This window comes from Terrabacter sp. BE26 (genome assembly GCF_041941675.1).
Classification (GTDB): domain Bacteria; phylum Actinomycetota; class Actinomycetes; order Actinomycetales; family Dermatophilaceae; genus Terrabacter.
The window spans coordinates 3,933,323-3,946,157 of the sequence record NZ_CP090122.1; the positions used below are offsets into that span (position 1 = coordinate 3,933,323).

The following is a 12,835-nucleotide window of genomic DNA, read 5'->3' on the forward strand; positions in this document are numbered from 1 at the left end:
AGGGTGCTGCTCACGTAATTAGCGCGCGTCGAGCCAGCACGCCGAGCAGGCGTCGGGGTGGGCCTCCCACGCGCGACGGCCCGTGCGCTCGTCCACGGGGCCCGTGCGGTGATTCACGCGCCGGTCGTGTGCGAGCCGGTCGGCCTCCTCGCGGTCGCGACGGCGCCGCGGCTCCAGCACGAAGGCGGGCGCGGACCCGGGGGCCAGGTCGTCAGGAAGAGCCGCCTGAGGAAGGCGGAGGGCGCCCTCGGTCGTCGCCGGGACGGCCTCCTCGCTCCAGTCGTCGTCGGCGACCCGGGGTCGGCCGGCGGGCTCCACGATGGCCTCGGCGATCTCGGGCAGGTGCGAGGAGGCGACCCACGGCCCGAGGCCCGCGACCCGGGCGGCGGCACGGTCACGAGCACGGGCTCGCGCCGGGGAGACGCCCGGAGTCCCGCGCCCGTAGCGCTCGCGGAGCCGGGCGTCGAGGCGGTCCAGCATGGCCTCGGCCTCGGGCCACGTGACGCCGTGACGAGCCACGAGGTCGGCGACCCGGGCCTCGCGGCGGAGGCGGTCGGCCTCAGCGCGCTCGTCAGCGGTCAGCGGCAGCGGCTCGGGGTGCTCGGGACAGTTCGCAGGCTTGCGGCCTCGGGCGCGCGGGCGGGTCCAGTCGTGGCGCCCGTGGACGCATGTCAGGGTCTCGGTCGTGGTGGGCATGGTGGGCCTTTCTGTGGTGGGTACGCGGTTGAGGGCAGGGGCGCCCGTGATTGAGGACTCCGCCAGTGACAGGGGTCGGGCGCACGGGCTCCCAGTAGAGGAGGTGGGCCAGGGACGTGGCTACTACTCGGTAACTTCGCGTCGTCGCAGGTCAGGCGGGCAACGCACTCGCGCGTGTCGCGACGTGCCTCTGTCCACGATGTGAGATAGAGCAGGCTCGGTGTAAACGCCCCGAGGAGAGGCTCTCCCCCTCGCCGGGACGCACGAAGGCCCGTCCCATTGAGGAAGGGACAGCCCTTCCGGGCCGGGCTCGGTCGGCTTCCCAGACGCCGAGCGAGGCCGCGGTCAGGTGAACCGCGAGGGTCCGGCGCTCGGTCAGGAGGCGAGTCAGTAGGGCGATGAGGTCCGAGGGCTCGCGGTCATGGCGTCCGCGAAGAGGACGATGGCCTCGGCGTCCACGTCGCAGACGAGGGCCTCGCCCACGAGGTCGGCGATGTCGCGGCTCACGCGGCCACCTCCGGCGACGGGTCGATGTCGCAGCCGCAGCCAGCGCAGGAGGCGCCGACGAAAGCTTCGGAGGGCCCGAGCCAGGGGCGCCGGGAAGAGGTCGGAGTCTCGGCGCTCGGCAGCGTCGAGGGCCTCGGCGAAGTCGTGAGCCCGCGAGGAAGCCGACGGCTTCGGGGAGACCGAGCCCGGGAGACCGGAGAACTTGCAGGCGAGGTCGCCCACGGGGTCGTCGCGGTCGATGTAAGCGCGCAGGTACAGGAATTGGCAGGGGCCTCGTCGGAGGGTCAGAGCACGAGCCCCTCGGCGTCGTCGCGGATGCGCCAGAGCATCTCCACGCGGTCCGTGTCGAGCACGTGTCGGCCCGGGGTACCCGGTCCGAGGACGACGCCCTCCAGCGCCGACGAGAGCAGCGCCCGCTGTCCGGCGAGGTCGCGCGAGTGCCACGCGTCGGCGAACGTCTCCCCGGTCCTCACGGTCTCCACGCTCACGCGCGGACCGTCAGCAGCTAGCGCCGCCCGTCGCTCGCGCAGAGCGGAGAGGCGCGTCACGAGTAGGCCGAGGTCGGCGTCGGGCTCCCGCATCGCGTCGGTTGCCTCGGCGATGGCGCGCTCGACGGCGGCGACCTCCGCGGCGCCGGAGTCCACGAGGCGCGTCTCGGTCACGGGCATCCAGCCGAGCGCGTCGAGGAACGAGCCCTCCACGAAGGCATCGAGCGTGTCGGCCCGGGCGGAGGAGCCGCGCTCGCAGAGGCGCCCGTCAGACTTCCCGGCGCAGAAGTACCGGGCGATGCCCTTGTTCGAGTTCACGCGTAGGCGCCCGCCACACGAGGAGCAGCGGACGAGCCCGGATAGGAGCCGCGACGCTTTGGTGCGCCGCAGGCCCTCGGAGCGAGGGGCGAGAGCCTCAGCGAGTGCCAGCGCCTCCGCATCCGTGATGAGCGGCTCCCAGACGGCCTCGGGCATGCCGTCCTCGCCGCGGAGCACGTCCCCGAGGTGGCGCACGTGCCCGAGTAGCGCGGGCGAGGTGAGGACAGCGCGGACGGAGGAGAGCGACCACGCCTTCGCGCGCCGCGGGACGGAGCCGCGCTCGTTCAGCAGGCGCGTCGCACCGTAGAGCGAGCCCCCGGCAAGTACGTGGTCCGCGGCGGCGCGGACGTGAGCGGCCTCGTCGGGCTCGACGGCGAGGGCACGACCGGCGCCGGACGGGTGCGGGACGGTCTGGTAGCCGTAGGGCGGGGCGCCGTTCGCGTGGCGGCGCAGGTTGACGGCTCCACGCTTCCCGGCGACGGTCCGCTCGGCGATGGTCGCAGCCTCCATCTCGCCGAAGGCGGCGAGGATCGTCGCGACGAAGCGACCCGAGGGCGTCGTCAGGTCGAGGGACTCGGCGACGGAGACCAGGGCGGCGCCGTAGCCGTCGGCCTCCTCGGCGAAGGCGCGGAAGTCGATCACGTTGCGGGCAAGGCGGTCGAGTTTCGCGAAGAGGACGACGTCCACCTCGGGGAGGAGTTCGCGGACGCGGCGCAGGCCCGGGCGGTCGAGGCGCAGGCCCTTGTCGGAGCCGCTCACGTCGAGGTCTTCTACGACCTCGCGCACCTGCCAGCCCTTCGCCAGCGCGTACGCCTCGCAGGCTTCCCGCTGGCGAGCGGGGGAGGTGGAGGGGTCGCTCTCGCCGCGGTGGGACGACAGACGGACATAGACGACGGCGTTCAGCGGGCGCGGAGAGGGCATGCCCCGGATCCTATGCGCTTTGGTGAACTACAGCGAGGCTGAGTCGAGGAGGAGCATCCGGGGGGTGCGGGACGGCATACGCGAGAGGGTACCGGCCGTTCGCGACGGCGGGCCGACCCGCGGAGGTACCGCGATGAGGAACGTCGCGCCCGTTTCGCGACCCTGCACTAGCCTGCCGCCATGGAAGATCTCGACCGTCGCCTCGTCGGCCTGCTGCTCGCGGACGGCCGCATGAGCTACACCGACCTCGGCAAGGCCACGGGGCTGTCCACCTCCGCGGTCCACCAGCGCGTGCGGCGGCTCGAGGAGCGCGGCGTCGTGACCGGCTACGCCGCACAGGTGTCCCCGGAGGCGCTCGGCTTGCCCCTGACCGCACTGATCTCCGTGACCCCCTTCGACCCGAGTGCGCCGGACGACGTGCCGGATCGGTTGCGGCACATCACCGAGATCGAGGACTGCCACTCGGTGGCGGGGGAGGAGAGCTACATCCTCAAGGTCCGCGTGGCCACCCCGAGCGACCTCGAGGACCTGCTGGCCCGCATCCGTTCGGCCGCCAGCGTCTCGACCCGCACCACCGTCGTGCTCTCCACCCCCTGGGAGGGACGCAGCGCCTCCGTCGCGCCGCCCGAGGACGCCTGAGCCGTCCCGAGGCCCCCAGGCGTCGTCAGGCCCTGCCGATCCGGGCCCGGACGGCTCGTGTCACCGCGGCGAGGTCGCCGGGCGCGAGCTCGATGTCGAAGCCCCGGCGCCCGCCCGAGACGAAGATCGTCGGATGGGCGTAGGCCGTCTCGTCGAGCACCGTGGGCAGCGCCCGTTTCTGCCCGACGGGAGAGATGCCGCCCACCACGTAGCCGCTGCTGCGCTCGGCGGTCGAAGGGTCGGCCATGGTGACGCTCTTGACCTGGAGCGCGGAGGCGAGCGCCTTGAGGTCGAGCTGGCCGTCCACGGGCACGACCCCGACGGCCAGGCTATTCCCGGTGTCGACGAGGAGGGTCTTGAAGACGCGGGCCGGGTCCACCCCGAGGGACCGGGCCGCCTCCATCCCGTAGCTGAGCGCCGCCGGGTCGTGTGCGTAGGGGTGGCGCGCGTAGGGCACGCCGGCCCGGTCGAGCGCCACCGTGGCGGGGGTCGCGGGCCCTGCGCCGGCGCGGTGCCTGGCCATCAGGCGTCGGGGACGGAGCAGAGCCCGTCGCAGGTCGTCGTCATGACGAGCTCGGTGGCCTCCGTCGCGGTGGTGCCCGGGCGGGTGGTGCGCCACACGGCCAGCATTCGTGCCTCGCGCTCGGCGCGGGGGACGCGGACACGGGCACCGCGGGAGCGGGAGGTCACCGGCGCAGTCTATGGCGTCACACCAGCTGGGACTCCGCGACGGCTCGGCTGCTCGCGGCGGTCGCTGCCGCCTGCGCGGCCACGGCCCCGTGGTCGACGGACTCCTGCCACCACCGGCGGCCCGACTCGGGGAGCGTGTAGATCGGGTCGTAGTAGACGTACTCGCGCGACAGCGCCTCGGTGTCGTCACCCTCGATGGAGGTGCGGTAGTTCTTGCGCCAGTAGGAGATGCCGCGCTCGATGTCGTACTCCTCGACCTGGTGGACCCACCGCTTGCCGACGAACGGCACGTCGCAGACGATCCGCGGGGTGGCGAAGCCGGGGAGGTAGCCCATGATCGAGTGCTGCAGGTGCTGGGCCTCGGCGAGCGAGAGCCGCCAGTGCTCCGCGAACGGGATCATGTCGCACATGTAGAAGTAGTAGGGGGTGACCGAGGCGCCGTCAGCGAGGGCGAAGCACAGGTCGAGCAGCTGCTCCGTGGTGCTGTTGACGCCGCGCATGAGGACGCCCTGGTTGCGCACGTCGCGCACGCCGGCGTCGAGCATGGCCCGGGCGGCGCGGGCGACCGAGGGGGTCACCGACTGGGCGCTGTTGACGTGCGTGTGGATGGCGAGCGACACGCCGCGTGAGCGGGCCTTGGCGGAAACGCGACCGACGCCCTCGACGACGTCGTCGGCGAACCAGTGCTGCGGCAGGCCCATGAGCGCCTTGGTGGCCAGGCGGATGTCGCGGATGGTGTCGATGTCGAGCAGCTGGTCGACGAAGGACTCGAGGTTCTTCCACGGCATGTTGGCGACGTCACCGCCGGAGACGACGACGTCGCGCACGACGGGGGTCGAGCGCAGGTAGTCGAGCATCGCCGTGTAGCGGTCGACGGGCTTGAGGTCGAAGCGCAGCTTCGTCACCTGCTGCGTGGAGTTGCCGACGAGGTCCATGCGGGTGCAGTGGCCGCAGTACTGGGGGCACGTGGGCAGCAGCTCGGCGAGCACCTTCGTGGGGTAGCGGTGCGTCAGCCCCTCGGCGACCCACATGTCGTGCTCGTGGAGCGAGTCGCGCATGGCGTGGGGGTGCGAGGGCCAGTCGGTGCGGCGGTCGGAGAAGACCGGCAGCATGTAGCGCCGGACCTGGTCGGCGTAGAAGGCCTCGGTGAAGTCGTGGCCGGCCGATGGCATCGGCTCACCGGTGTACGGCACCATGGTGTTGAGCATCTGCGGTGGGACGAGCATCGACATCGTCGCCCGCTCGGCCTGGTCCCGCTCGAGGTCGTCGTAGAAGCGGTCCTCGAGCAGGTCGCCCATGAGGGCGCGCAGCTGGCCGATGTTCTTGATGCAGTGGGCACGCTGCCACTGCGCGCTGTCCCAGTCGGCCTGGGTCACGTGGGCCCAGCCAGGCAGCCGGGTCCAGTCCGGCTCGACGAGCTGGTGACGGGCGTACGCGTAGGGCTGTGACACCACTGTCATGAAGCGACGATATCCGAAGGGGCGACGCGATGACCCCTATGATGCGAAAGGATTTCCCGTACGTGTCGACGATGACCGGAGGATCTTCGCCGTGAATGCAGTGTCCACGCCCGACGACGAGCGGGTGGCCTCCCCGGTCGGGCTGCACCGGGTCCTCGAACCCAGCGGCCGGGACATCACGCTCCCGCAGTCGGCCCGGCGCCTCGACGCCCGCCCGGAGCTCTGGCCCGACGAGGTCCGCATCGCCGTCGAGACGCTCAACCTCGACGCGGCGTCCTACCGCCAGCTCGCAGAGAAGCACTCGACGGGCGGCCGCCTCGACGGGGGAGCGGTGCGGCGTGAGGTGCTCGACATCATCGCCGCGCGCGGCAAGATGCAGAACCCCGTGACCGGGTCGGGCGGCATGCTCATCGGCGCCGTCGAGGAGGTCGGACCCCTCAGCCCGCTGGGTCTGCACGCCGGCGACCGCGTCGCGACCCTGGTCTCGCTCTCACTGACCCCGCTCGCGGTCACCGACGGCCTCGAACGCTGGGACGGCCTCTCCGAGCAGGTCCCGGCCCGCGGCCACGCCATCCTCTTCGGGCGCAGCATCGCCGCCCGGCTGCCCGATGACCTCGACCCGCGCCTCGCCCTCATGGTCATGGACGTGTGCGGCGCGCCCGCGCTCGTCGAGCGGGTCGTGGCCGAGTATGCCGCCCGCGACGTCGCGCCGACCGTCGCGGTCCTCGGTGGGGCGGGCAAGTCCGGCTCACTGTCACTGGCCGCGGCCCGGGCGGCCGGGGCCGGCCGCACCATCGGGGTCGTCCCCCTCGAGCGCGAGCGGGCCGTCCTCGAGGCCAGCGGGCTGGCCGACGCCGTCGTCCTGGCGGACGCGCGGTCACCGCTCGGTCTCGCAGCGGCTGTCGAGGCGGCCGGCGGACCCGCGGACGTCACCGTGGTCTGCGTGGACGTGCCAGGCTGCGAGCAGCCGGCGATCCTCGCCACGGCGCAGGGCGGCACCGTCATCTTCTTCAGCATGGCCACGAGCTTCGCCGCGGCCGCGCTCGGCGCGGAAGGACTCGCGGCGGACGTGCGGATGCTCGTCGGCAACGGCTACGTCCCCGGCCACGCGGAGCTCGCGCTGCGCCTGTTGCGCGACGTGCCGGCCGTGCGGTCGCTGTTCGAGTCGCGCCTCACCCGCGAGGTGGGCCAAGAGACGGGCCATGAGACGGCAGGATCGGACGCGTGAGCCCCCGCCCCGCCCCGCTGCTCGAGCTCGACCCGGCCGTCGTCCGTCGCGCCCGCACGCTCGCCCGCCGGGCCGCCGCCCCCGTCATCGAGATCGCCAGGAGCCACACCACCGTCTCGGTCGAGCGGGCCACGCTGCGTCTGGCCGGGCTCGCCGGCGCCGACCACGAGCGCGTGCCGTGGGTCAACCACCTCGTCACCGCCGTCCGGAACGAGGTCGGGCTCGAGCACGGTGTCACCACGCCGGTCTACGACGCGCTCCTGCGCGGCGAGGCGCCGGACCTCACCACGCTCGCTCAGAAGGCCGCGAGCGACAACGTCTCGTTCCGCCTCCCCTCGGGACGCGAGGCTGCTGCGGCGCGACGCGCAGCCGCCAAGGGGGTCGCCACGGGCCTGGGCACGATCGACCGCGCCCGCGCGACCCGCGAGCGTCTCGTCGAGCGACTAGGCGACCCTCCTCGCAAGCCCTGGGTCTACCTGATCGTCGCCACCGGTGACATCCACGAGGACATCCCGCAGGCGCAGGCCGCGGCCCGCGAGGGGGCCGACGTCATCGCCGTCATCCGCTCGACCGGGCAGTCGCTGCTCGACTACGTCCCCGAGGGCGCGACCCGCGAGGGGTTCGCCGGCACCTACGCGACGCAGGAGAACTTCCGGCTCATGCGCACCGCGCTCGACGACGTCAGCAGGGAGCTCGGCCGCTACGTCCGCCTCACCAACTACGCGTCGGGCCTGTGCATGCCCGAGATCGCGGCGCTCGCCGGCATGGAGCGTCTCGACATGATGCTCAACGACTCGATGTACGGCATCCTCTTCCGCGACATCAACCCGGTCCGCACCTTCGTCGACCAGCGGTTCTCCCGCCAGGTGCACGCCCGGGCCGGGATCATCATCAACACCGGCGAGGACAACTACCTCACCACCGCCGACGCCGTCGAGGCGGCGCACACCGTCACCGTGAGCCAGCTGCTCAACGAGGAGTTCGCCAAGGAGGCCGGCCTCGAGGACTGGCAGCTGGGTCTCGGGCACGCCTTCGAGATCAACCCGGATCTTCCCGACAGCTTCCGGATGGAGCTGGCCCACGCCCTGCTGGCTCGCACCCTCTTCCCGGACGCCCCGCTGAAGTGGATGCCGCCCACCAAGCACATGACGGGCGACATCTTCCGCGGCTACCTCCTCGACGGGTTCTTCAACCTCGTCGGGGCCATGACCGGCCAGGGCATCCTGCTCGTCGGGATGATGACCGAGGCCGTCGTCACGCCGTTCCTGTCCGACCGGGACCTGGCCCTGCAGAACGTCCGCTACGTCATGAACGCGGCGAGCGGGCTCAGCGAGGACTTCCACCCGCCTCGCGACGGGTTCATCCAGACGCGGGCCCGGCAGGTCCTCTCCGAGGCGGTGGACCTGCTCGACCGCATCGCGAGCGACACCGATGACGCCGGTGACGCGCCGCTGCTGGCGGCGATCGCCGACGGGACCTTCGGGCTCATGAAGCGCCCCGCCACGGGCGGCAAGGGCCTGGACGGTGTCTGCGAGCGCGCCGACGACTACGACAACCCGGCGACCACCGCCCTCGACGCGTGGAGACCGCCCCCGGGCACACGGCATACCTCCTCGGAAGGAGCCGGGCGATGAGCGCGGCGATGCCGTCGCAGGGCGGGGTGATCCGGCCCTACGGCGACACGACCGGCGACGGCATGGTGCAGGTGTCCTTCACCCTCCCCCTGCCGCACGACAGGCTCGCCGAGGGCGCCGCGTTGCAGCTGGCGCGCAAGATGGGCCTCGACCCGGCCCTGCTCGTCCACGCCAAGCCGATGGGCCCCGACTTCACGTTCTTCGTCGTCTACGGCAGCTCGACGCACCTGGTGACCCTCGACGACGTGCACGTCGTCGAGCGCGAGTACCCCCTGCTCTCGGCCAAGGACGCCAACCTCGCCATCCGCAGGCAGCTGCGCCGCAAGCTCGTCGTCGTCGGCGCCTGCATCGGCACCGACGCCCACACCGTCGGCATCGACGCCATCCTCAACATCAAGGGATTCGCGGGGGAGAAGGGCCTCGAGTACTACCGGGAGATCAAGGTCGTCAACCTCGGTGCCCAGGTGCTCGTGCCCGACCTCGTCGCGCGGGCCCGCGCCGAGAAGGCCGATGCGGTCCTCGTCAGCCAGGTCGTCACCCAGAAGGACGCGCACCTCCACAACACGACCCAGATGTCCGCGGCGTTCCGCGAGGCCTATCCCGCGGGACAGGTCCCGATCCTGGTCGTCGGCGGCCCGCGCTTCGAGGAGGGCTCCGAGAGGACGCTGGGGGTCGACCGGATCTTCGGCCGAGGCGCGACCCCCGGCGAGGTCGCCAGCTACCTCGTCCACGAGATGACCGAGCGGAAGGCGAGACGATGACCGAGGCCCAGGACCCGCGCACGACGCGTTCGACGACGCGCTCGACGACGAAGGCGACGGTCGGGATGCGCGTCACCCACCGTCGCTACGTGCCCTACTCGCACGCCCACTACGCCGGCAACCTCGTCGACGGCGCCTACTCGCTGGCGGCCTTCGGCGACGTCGCCACCGAGCTGTGCATCGTGACGGACGACGACGAGGGACTCTTCGCCTCCTACAGCGACGTCCAGTTCCGCTCGCGGGTCCAGGCCGGTGACGTCATCGAGATCTCGGCCGAGCTCGTCCGCGTGGGCCGCCGCTCGCGCGAGATGGACTTCGAGGTGCGCGTCGTCGCCCGCGGCGACGAGGAGCGCGGCGGTTCGGCGGCCCAGGTGCTCGACCCGCCGGTGGTCGCCACCACCGCGCGCGGAGTCGTGGTCGTGCCCTGACCACCGACCTCGGAGCCACGCAGCATACGGTGATCCCGTGCTGCGTCTCCTCCTGTCCATGCTCGGCGGCGGGCTGCTCTGCTTCGCCTTCCCGACCTTCGACGTGTGGGTCACGGCACCGCTGGCGCTCGCGCTGTGGGCGTGGTCGTGGACCGGCGCGGGCGCCCGGCGCGGCTTCTTGCTCGGGCTGTCCGGTGGCCTGGTCTTCTTCGTGCCCACCCTCAGCTGGTCGGGCATCTACGTCGGCTCCCTCCCGTGGATCGCGCTGGCCACGCTGGAGGCGCTGTTCGTCGCCCTCGCTGGGATGCTCTACGGCTGGCTGAGCCGACGCGGGCGCGTCAGGCCGCTTGCCTTCGCCCTCGTGTGGGTGGTGACGGAGGGCCTGCGCGGGCGTGCGCCCTACGGCGGCTTCCCCTGGGTGAAGCTCGCCTTCAGCCAGGCCGACTCGCCCTTCGGTCGCCTCGTCGCGCTCGGCGGGGCCCCGTTCGTCGGCTTCGTCATCGCGCTCAGCGCCGGCCTGCTCTCGCTGGCCGCGCAGCGGCTGCTCGCCCGGTCGGGCCGGGGGAGGGGACGTGTCGAGACCGAGGCGTCCGGCACGACCCCCTCCCGTATGCCGTCACGCCAGGTCTGGCTGCCCGCGCTCGCCGTGCTCGTGCTGGGCCTCGCCGGGTTCGCCGTGCCGCTGCCCACCGACGGGCCGGCCGTGCAGTTCCTCGGAGTGCAGGGCAACGTGGCCCGCCCCGGCCTGGAGTTCAACGCCGAGCGGCGGGCGGTGCTCGACAACCACGTCGCGGCGACGCTGAAGGCACAGCAGGACGTCGCGGCGGGCCGGGCGCCGGCGCCTGACCTCGTCGTGTGGCCCGAGAACGCCTCCGACATCGACCCGCTGCGCAATGCCGACGCCAAGGCCGAGATTCTCCGGACGGTTGACACCCTGCAGCGACCGCTCATCGTCGGGGGCCTGCTCGAGGAGCCGGTGGGGTTCCTGTCCAATGTCGCCCTGCTCTTCGAGCCCGGCAAGGGCAACACGGACCGCTACGTCAAGCGCCACCCCGTGCCGTTCGCCGAGTACATCCCCAACCGGTCCTTCTGGAGGAACTTCAGCAGGGAGGTCGACCTCGTCCGGAACGACTTCGTCCCCGGCCCGGCCCCGGGCGTCTTCACCGTCACGACCGCCGGAGGTCGGCAGATCCGGGCAGGACTGGCGATCTGCTTCGAGGTGGCCTACGACGACATCATGCGCGACGCCGTGCAGGCCGGCGCGAACGTGCTCGTCGTGCAGACCAACAACGCGACGTTCGGCTACACCGCGGAGTCGCCCCAGCAGCTCGCGATCAGCAGGGTGCGGGCCATGGAGTTCGGCCGGTCGGTCGTGCACGTCTCGACGGTGGGCCAGAGCGCGCTCATCACTCCCGACGGAACCGCACACCAGGTGACTTCGCTTTTCACACAGGCGGTGGTCCGAGGGGCACTACCCTTGCGAGACGCCACGACACTGGCGACCCGGCTGGGGGAGGCCCCGGAGTGGGTCGCCGCCGCCGCGCTGCTGACGATGCTCGCCCTCGGGCTCCGCGGTGGTCGCCCGGCGAAGTCGCCGACCGAGCCGGCCACAGCGCCGGACCCAAACCCGGACCCGACACGGGACCCGACGCCGGACCCGACTTCCAAGCGAACGAAGGATGAGGATGACGACGACGCACCGTGAGCCCGTGACCCGAGTGGCCGTGCTCATCCCGACCTACAACGAGCGTGACAACCTGCCCGGCATCGTCGCGCGGGTGCGCGCGAGCGTGCCCACCGCCGACGTCTTCGTGCTCGACGACGGCTCACCCGACGGCACAGGGCAGGTCGCCGACGACCTGGCCGCCTCCGACCCGCAGCTCCACGTCGTGCACCGCACGAGCAAGGAGGGCCTCGGCAAGGCCTACCTCGCCGGCTTCTCCATCGTCCTCGAGCGCGGCTACGACGCGGCCGTCGAGATGGATGCCGATGGCTCGCACCTGCCGGAACAGCTCCCGTCGCTGCTGGCGGCCCTGCCGGAGGCCGACGTCGTCATCGGCGCCCGCTGGGTCAAGGGCGGCGAGGTGCGCAACTGGCCGCTGCGTCGCAAGGTGCTCTCGGTCGGCGCCAACCTCTACACGAAGGTGCTGCTGGGCATGGCGGTCAACGATGCGACGGCCGGCTACCGCGTCTACCGGGCCAGCGCACTGCGCACCATGGGTCTGCAGGGCGTCGAGTCGCAGGGTTACTGCTTCCAGATCGACCTGACGCTGCGTGCGGTCCGCGCCGGCCTCACCGTCGTCGAGGTGCCCATCACGTTCGTCGAGCGCGAGGTGGGTGTCTCGAAGATGGGCAAGGACATCGTCCGGGAGGCACTCACGAGCGTCACCCGGTGGGGGCTCGAGCACCGCGTCGGCCAGCTGCGCTCGGCCGTCGGCAAGGTCCGCGAACGCAAACCGGTCGGGAAGCAGCGATGACCGCCACGCCTCGTCCTTCGCGCACCCGGCGCATACGTCTGACCCGTCTCGCCGTGGCCGCCCTGCTCCTGCTGCCGGTCATCGAGATCGTCGTCATCGTCGCGGTCGGGCAGTGGATCGGCGGCTGGGCCACGTTCCTGCTGCTGGTGGCCACCTCGCTGCTCGGCGTGTGGCTCATCCGCCGCGAGGGCGGTCGTGCCTGGCGTGAGCTGCAGCAGGCGGTGCGCAGCGGCCGCATGCCGGCGCGCGAGATCGCTGACGGCATCGTCGTGCTCGCCGGCGGGTCCCTCCTGGTCATCCCCGGCTTCGTCACCGACGTGGTCGGGCTCCTCCTCGTCCTGCCGTTCACCCGTCCGGTCGCCCGGAGCCTGCTCGCCGCGGTCATCTCCCGCCGCCTGCTCGCCCAGACGGAACGCTTCACCGGGCCGCGGGTCACCGGGCAGCCGAGCGGCTCCGGCTGGGAGGAGCCGGACCCGCACCGAGCGCAGCGCTCCGCCAGCGGCGACGAGGTCGTCGAGGGCGAGATCATCGACGAGGACTGACGGGCCGGTCGCGATCACCTGGACGCGACCACCTCGGCGCCCGCCT

14 protein-coding genes are annotated in these 12,835 nt (G+C 72.2%); 8 read left to right on the top strand and 6 right to left on the bottom strand.

Going from position 1 to position 12,835, the window contains the following annotated elements:
• Window positions 1–18: 18 nt before the first annotated feature.
• The 3 genes from LQK93_RS17930 to LQK93_RS17940 form a co-directional block, all read right to left on the bottom strand.
• Window positions 19–696 (bottom strand): hypothetical protein, encoded by a 678-nt coding sequence (locus LQK93_RS17930; protein ID WP_374969122.1) that lies wholly within the window; start codon window positions 694–696, stop codon window positions 19–21.
• A gap of 387 nt (window positions 697–1,083) precedes the next feature.
• Window positions 1,084–1,425 carry a hypothetical protein gene (locus tag LQK93_RS17935; protein WP_374969123.1) on the bottom strand — a complete coding sequence of 114 codons (342 nt, stop codon included), beginning with the start codon at window positions 1,423–1,425 and terminating at the stop codon, window positions 1,084–1,086.
• 62 nt (window positions 1,426–1,487) lie between these two features.
• On the bottom strand, window positions 1,488–2,930 hold the full coding sequence (locus tag LQK93_RS17940; protein WP_374969124.1) for a recombinase family protein: 1,443 nt from the start codon (window positions 2,928–2,930) through the stop codon (window positions 1,488–1,490).
• A 180-nt stretch (window positions 2,931–3,110) separates the two neighbouring features.
• On the opposite strand from LQK93_RS17940, the gene LQK93_RS17945 reads away from it, so the two are divergent.
• Complete coding sequence (locus LQK93_RS17945) at window positions 3,111–3,569, top strand: Lrp/AsnC family transcriptional regulator (protein ID WP_374969125.1); 459 nt, start codon at window positions 3,111–3,113, stop codon at window positions 3,567–3,569.
• Between the two features lie 25 nt (window positions 3,570–3,594).
• On the opposite strand, the gene ybaK is transcribed toward LQK93_RS17945, so the two are convergent.
• The 3 genes from ybaK to LQK93_RS17960 are packed head-to-tail and all read right to left on the bottom strand — an operon-like array spanning window position 3,595 to window position 5,719.
• Window positions 3,595–4,092 carry a Cys-tRNA(Pro) deacylase gene (gene ybaK, locus LQK93_RS17950; protein WP_374969126.1) on the bottom strand — a complete coding sequence of 166 codons (498 nt, stop codon included), beginning with the start codon at window positions 4,090–4,092 and terminating at the stop codon, window positions 3,595–3,597.
• A complete protein-coding gene (locus tag LQK93_RS17955; RefSeq protein WP_374969127.1) occupies window positions 4,092–4,259 on the bottom strand; it encodes a hypothetical protein in 168 nt (55 codons plus the stop codon). The genes ybaK and LQK93_RS17955 overlap by 1 nt, the downstream gene beginning before the upstream one ends.
• A 17-nt stretch (window positions 4,260–4,276) precedes the next feature.
• Window positions 4,277–5,719 (bottom strand): KamA family radical SAM protein, encoded by a 1,443-nt coding sequence (locus LQK93_RS17960; protein ID WP_374969128.1) that lies wholly within the window; start codon window positions 5,717–5,719, stop codon window positions 4,277–4,279.
• Window positions 5,720–5,810: 91 nt separating this feature from the next.
• On the opposite strand from LQK93_RS17960, the gene LQK93_RS17965 reads away from it, so the two are divergent.
• From LQK93_RS17965 to LQK93_RS17995, 7 genes are read left to right on the top strand one after another with little or no spacing between them, the layout of a single operon-like run.
• Window positions 5,811–6,947, top strand: a complete 1,137-nt coding sequence (locus tag LQK93_RS17965; protein ID WP_374969129.1) for an L-erythro-3,5-diaminohexanoate dehydrogenase — start codon at window positions 5,811–5,813, stop codon at window positions 6,945–6,947.
• The gene (locus tag LQK93_RS17970) at window positions 6,944–8,581 is read left to right on the top strand and encodes a lysine 5,6-aminomutase subunit alpha (protein WP_374969130.1); all 1,638 of its coding nucleotides are present in this window, start codon (window positions 6,944–6,946) and stop codon (window positions 8,579–8,581) included. The genes LQK93_RS17965 and LQK93_RS17970 overlap by 4 nt, the downstream gene beginning before the upstream one ends.
• Window positions 8,578–9,342, top strand: a complete 765-nt coding sequence (locus LQK93_RS17975) for an OAM dimerization domain-containing protein (protein ID WP_374969131.1) — start codon at window positions 8,578–8,580, stop codon at window positions 9,340–9,342. The genes LQK93_RS17970 and LQK93_RS17975 overlap by 4 nt, the downstream gene beginning before the upstream one ends.
• Window positions 9,339–9,770: a hotdog domain-containing protein gene (locus LQK93_RS17980; RefSeq protein WP_374969132.1), complete on the top strand. Its 432-nt coding sequence runs from the start codon at window positions 9,339–9,341 to the stop codon at window positions 9,768–9,770. Before LQK93_RS17975 ends, LQK93_RS17980 begins: the two co-directional genes overlap by 4 nt.
• Before the next feature lie 37 nt (window positions 9,771–9,807).
• A complete protein-coding gene (gene lnt / locus LQK93_RS17985) occupies window positions 9,808–11,475 on the top strand; it encodes an apolipoprotein N-acyltransferase (RefSeq protein ID WP_374969133.1) in 1,668 nt (555 codons plus the stop codon).
• Complete coding sequence (locus LQK93_RS17990) at window positions 11,456–12,247, top strand: polyprenol monophosphomannose synthase (RefSeq protein WP_374969134.1); 792 nt, start codon at window positions 11,456–11,458, stop codon at window positions 12,245–12,247. The genes lnt and LQK93_RS17990 overlap by 20 nt, the downstream gene beginning before the upstream one ends.
• Window positions 12,244–12,789 carry an FxsA family protein gene (locus LQK93_RS17995; protein WP_374969135.1) on the top strand — a complete coding sequence of 182 codons (546 nt, stop codon included), beginning with the start codon at window positions 12,244–12,246 and terminating at the stop codon, window positions 12,787–12,789. The genes LQK93_RS17990 and LQK93_RS17995 overlap by 4 nt, the downstream gene beginning before the upstream one ends.
• Window positions 12,790–12,835: the final 46 nt, after the last annotated feature.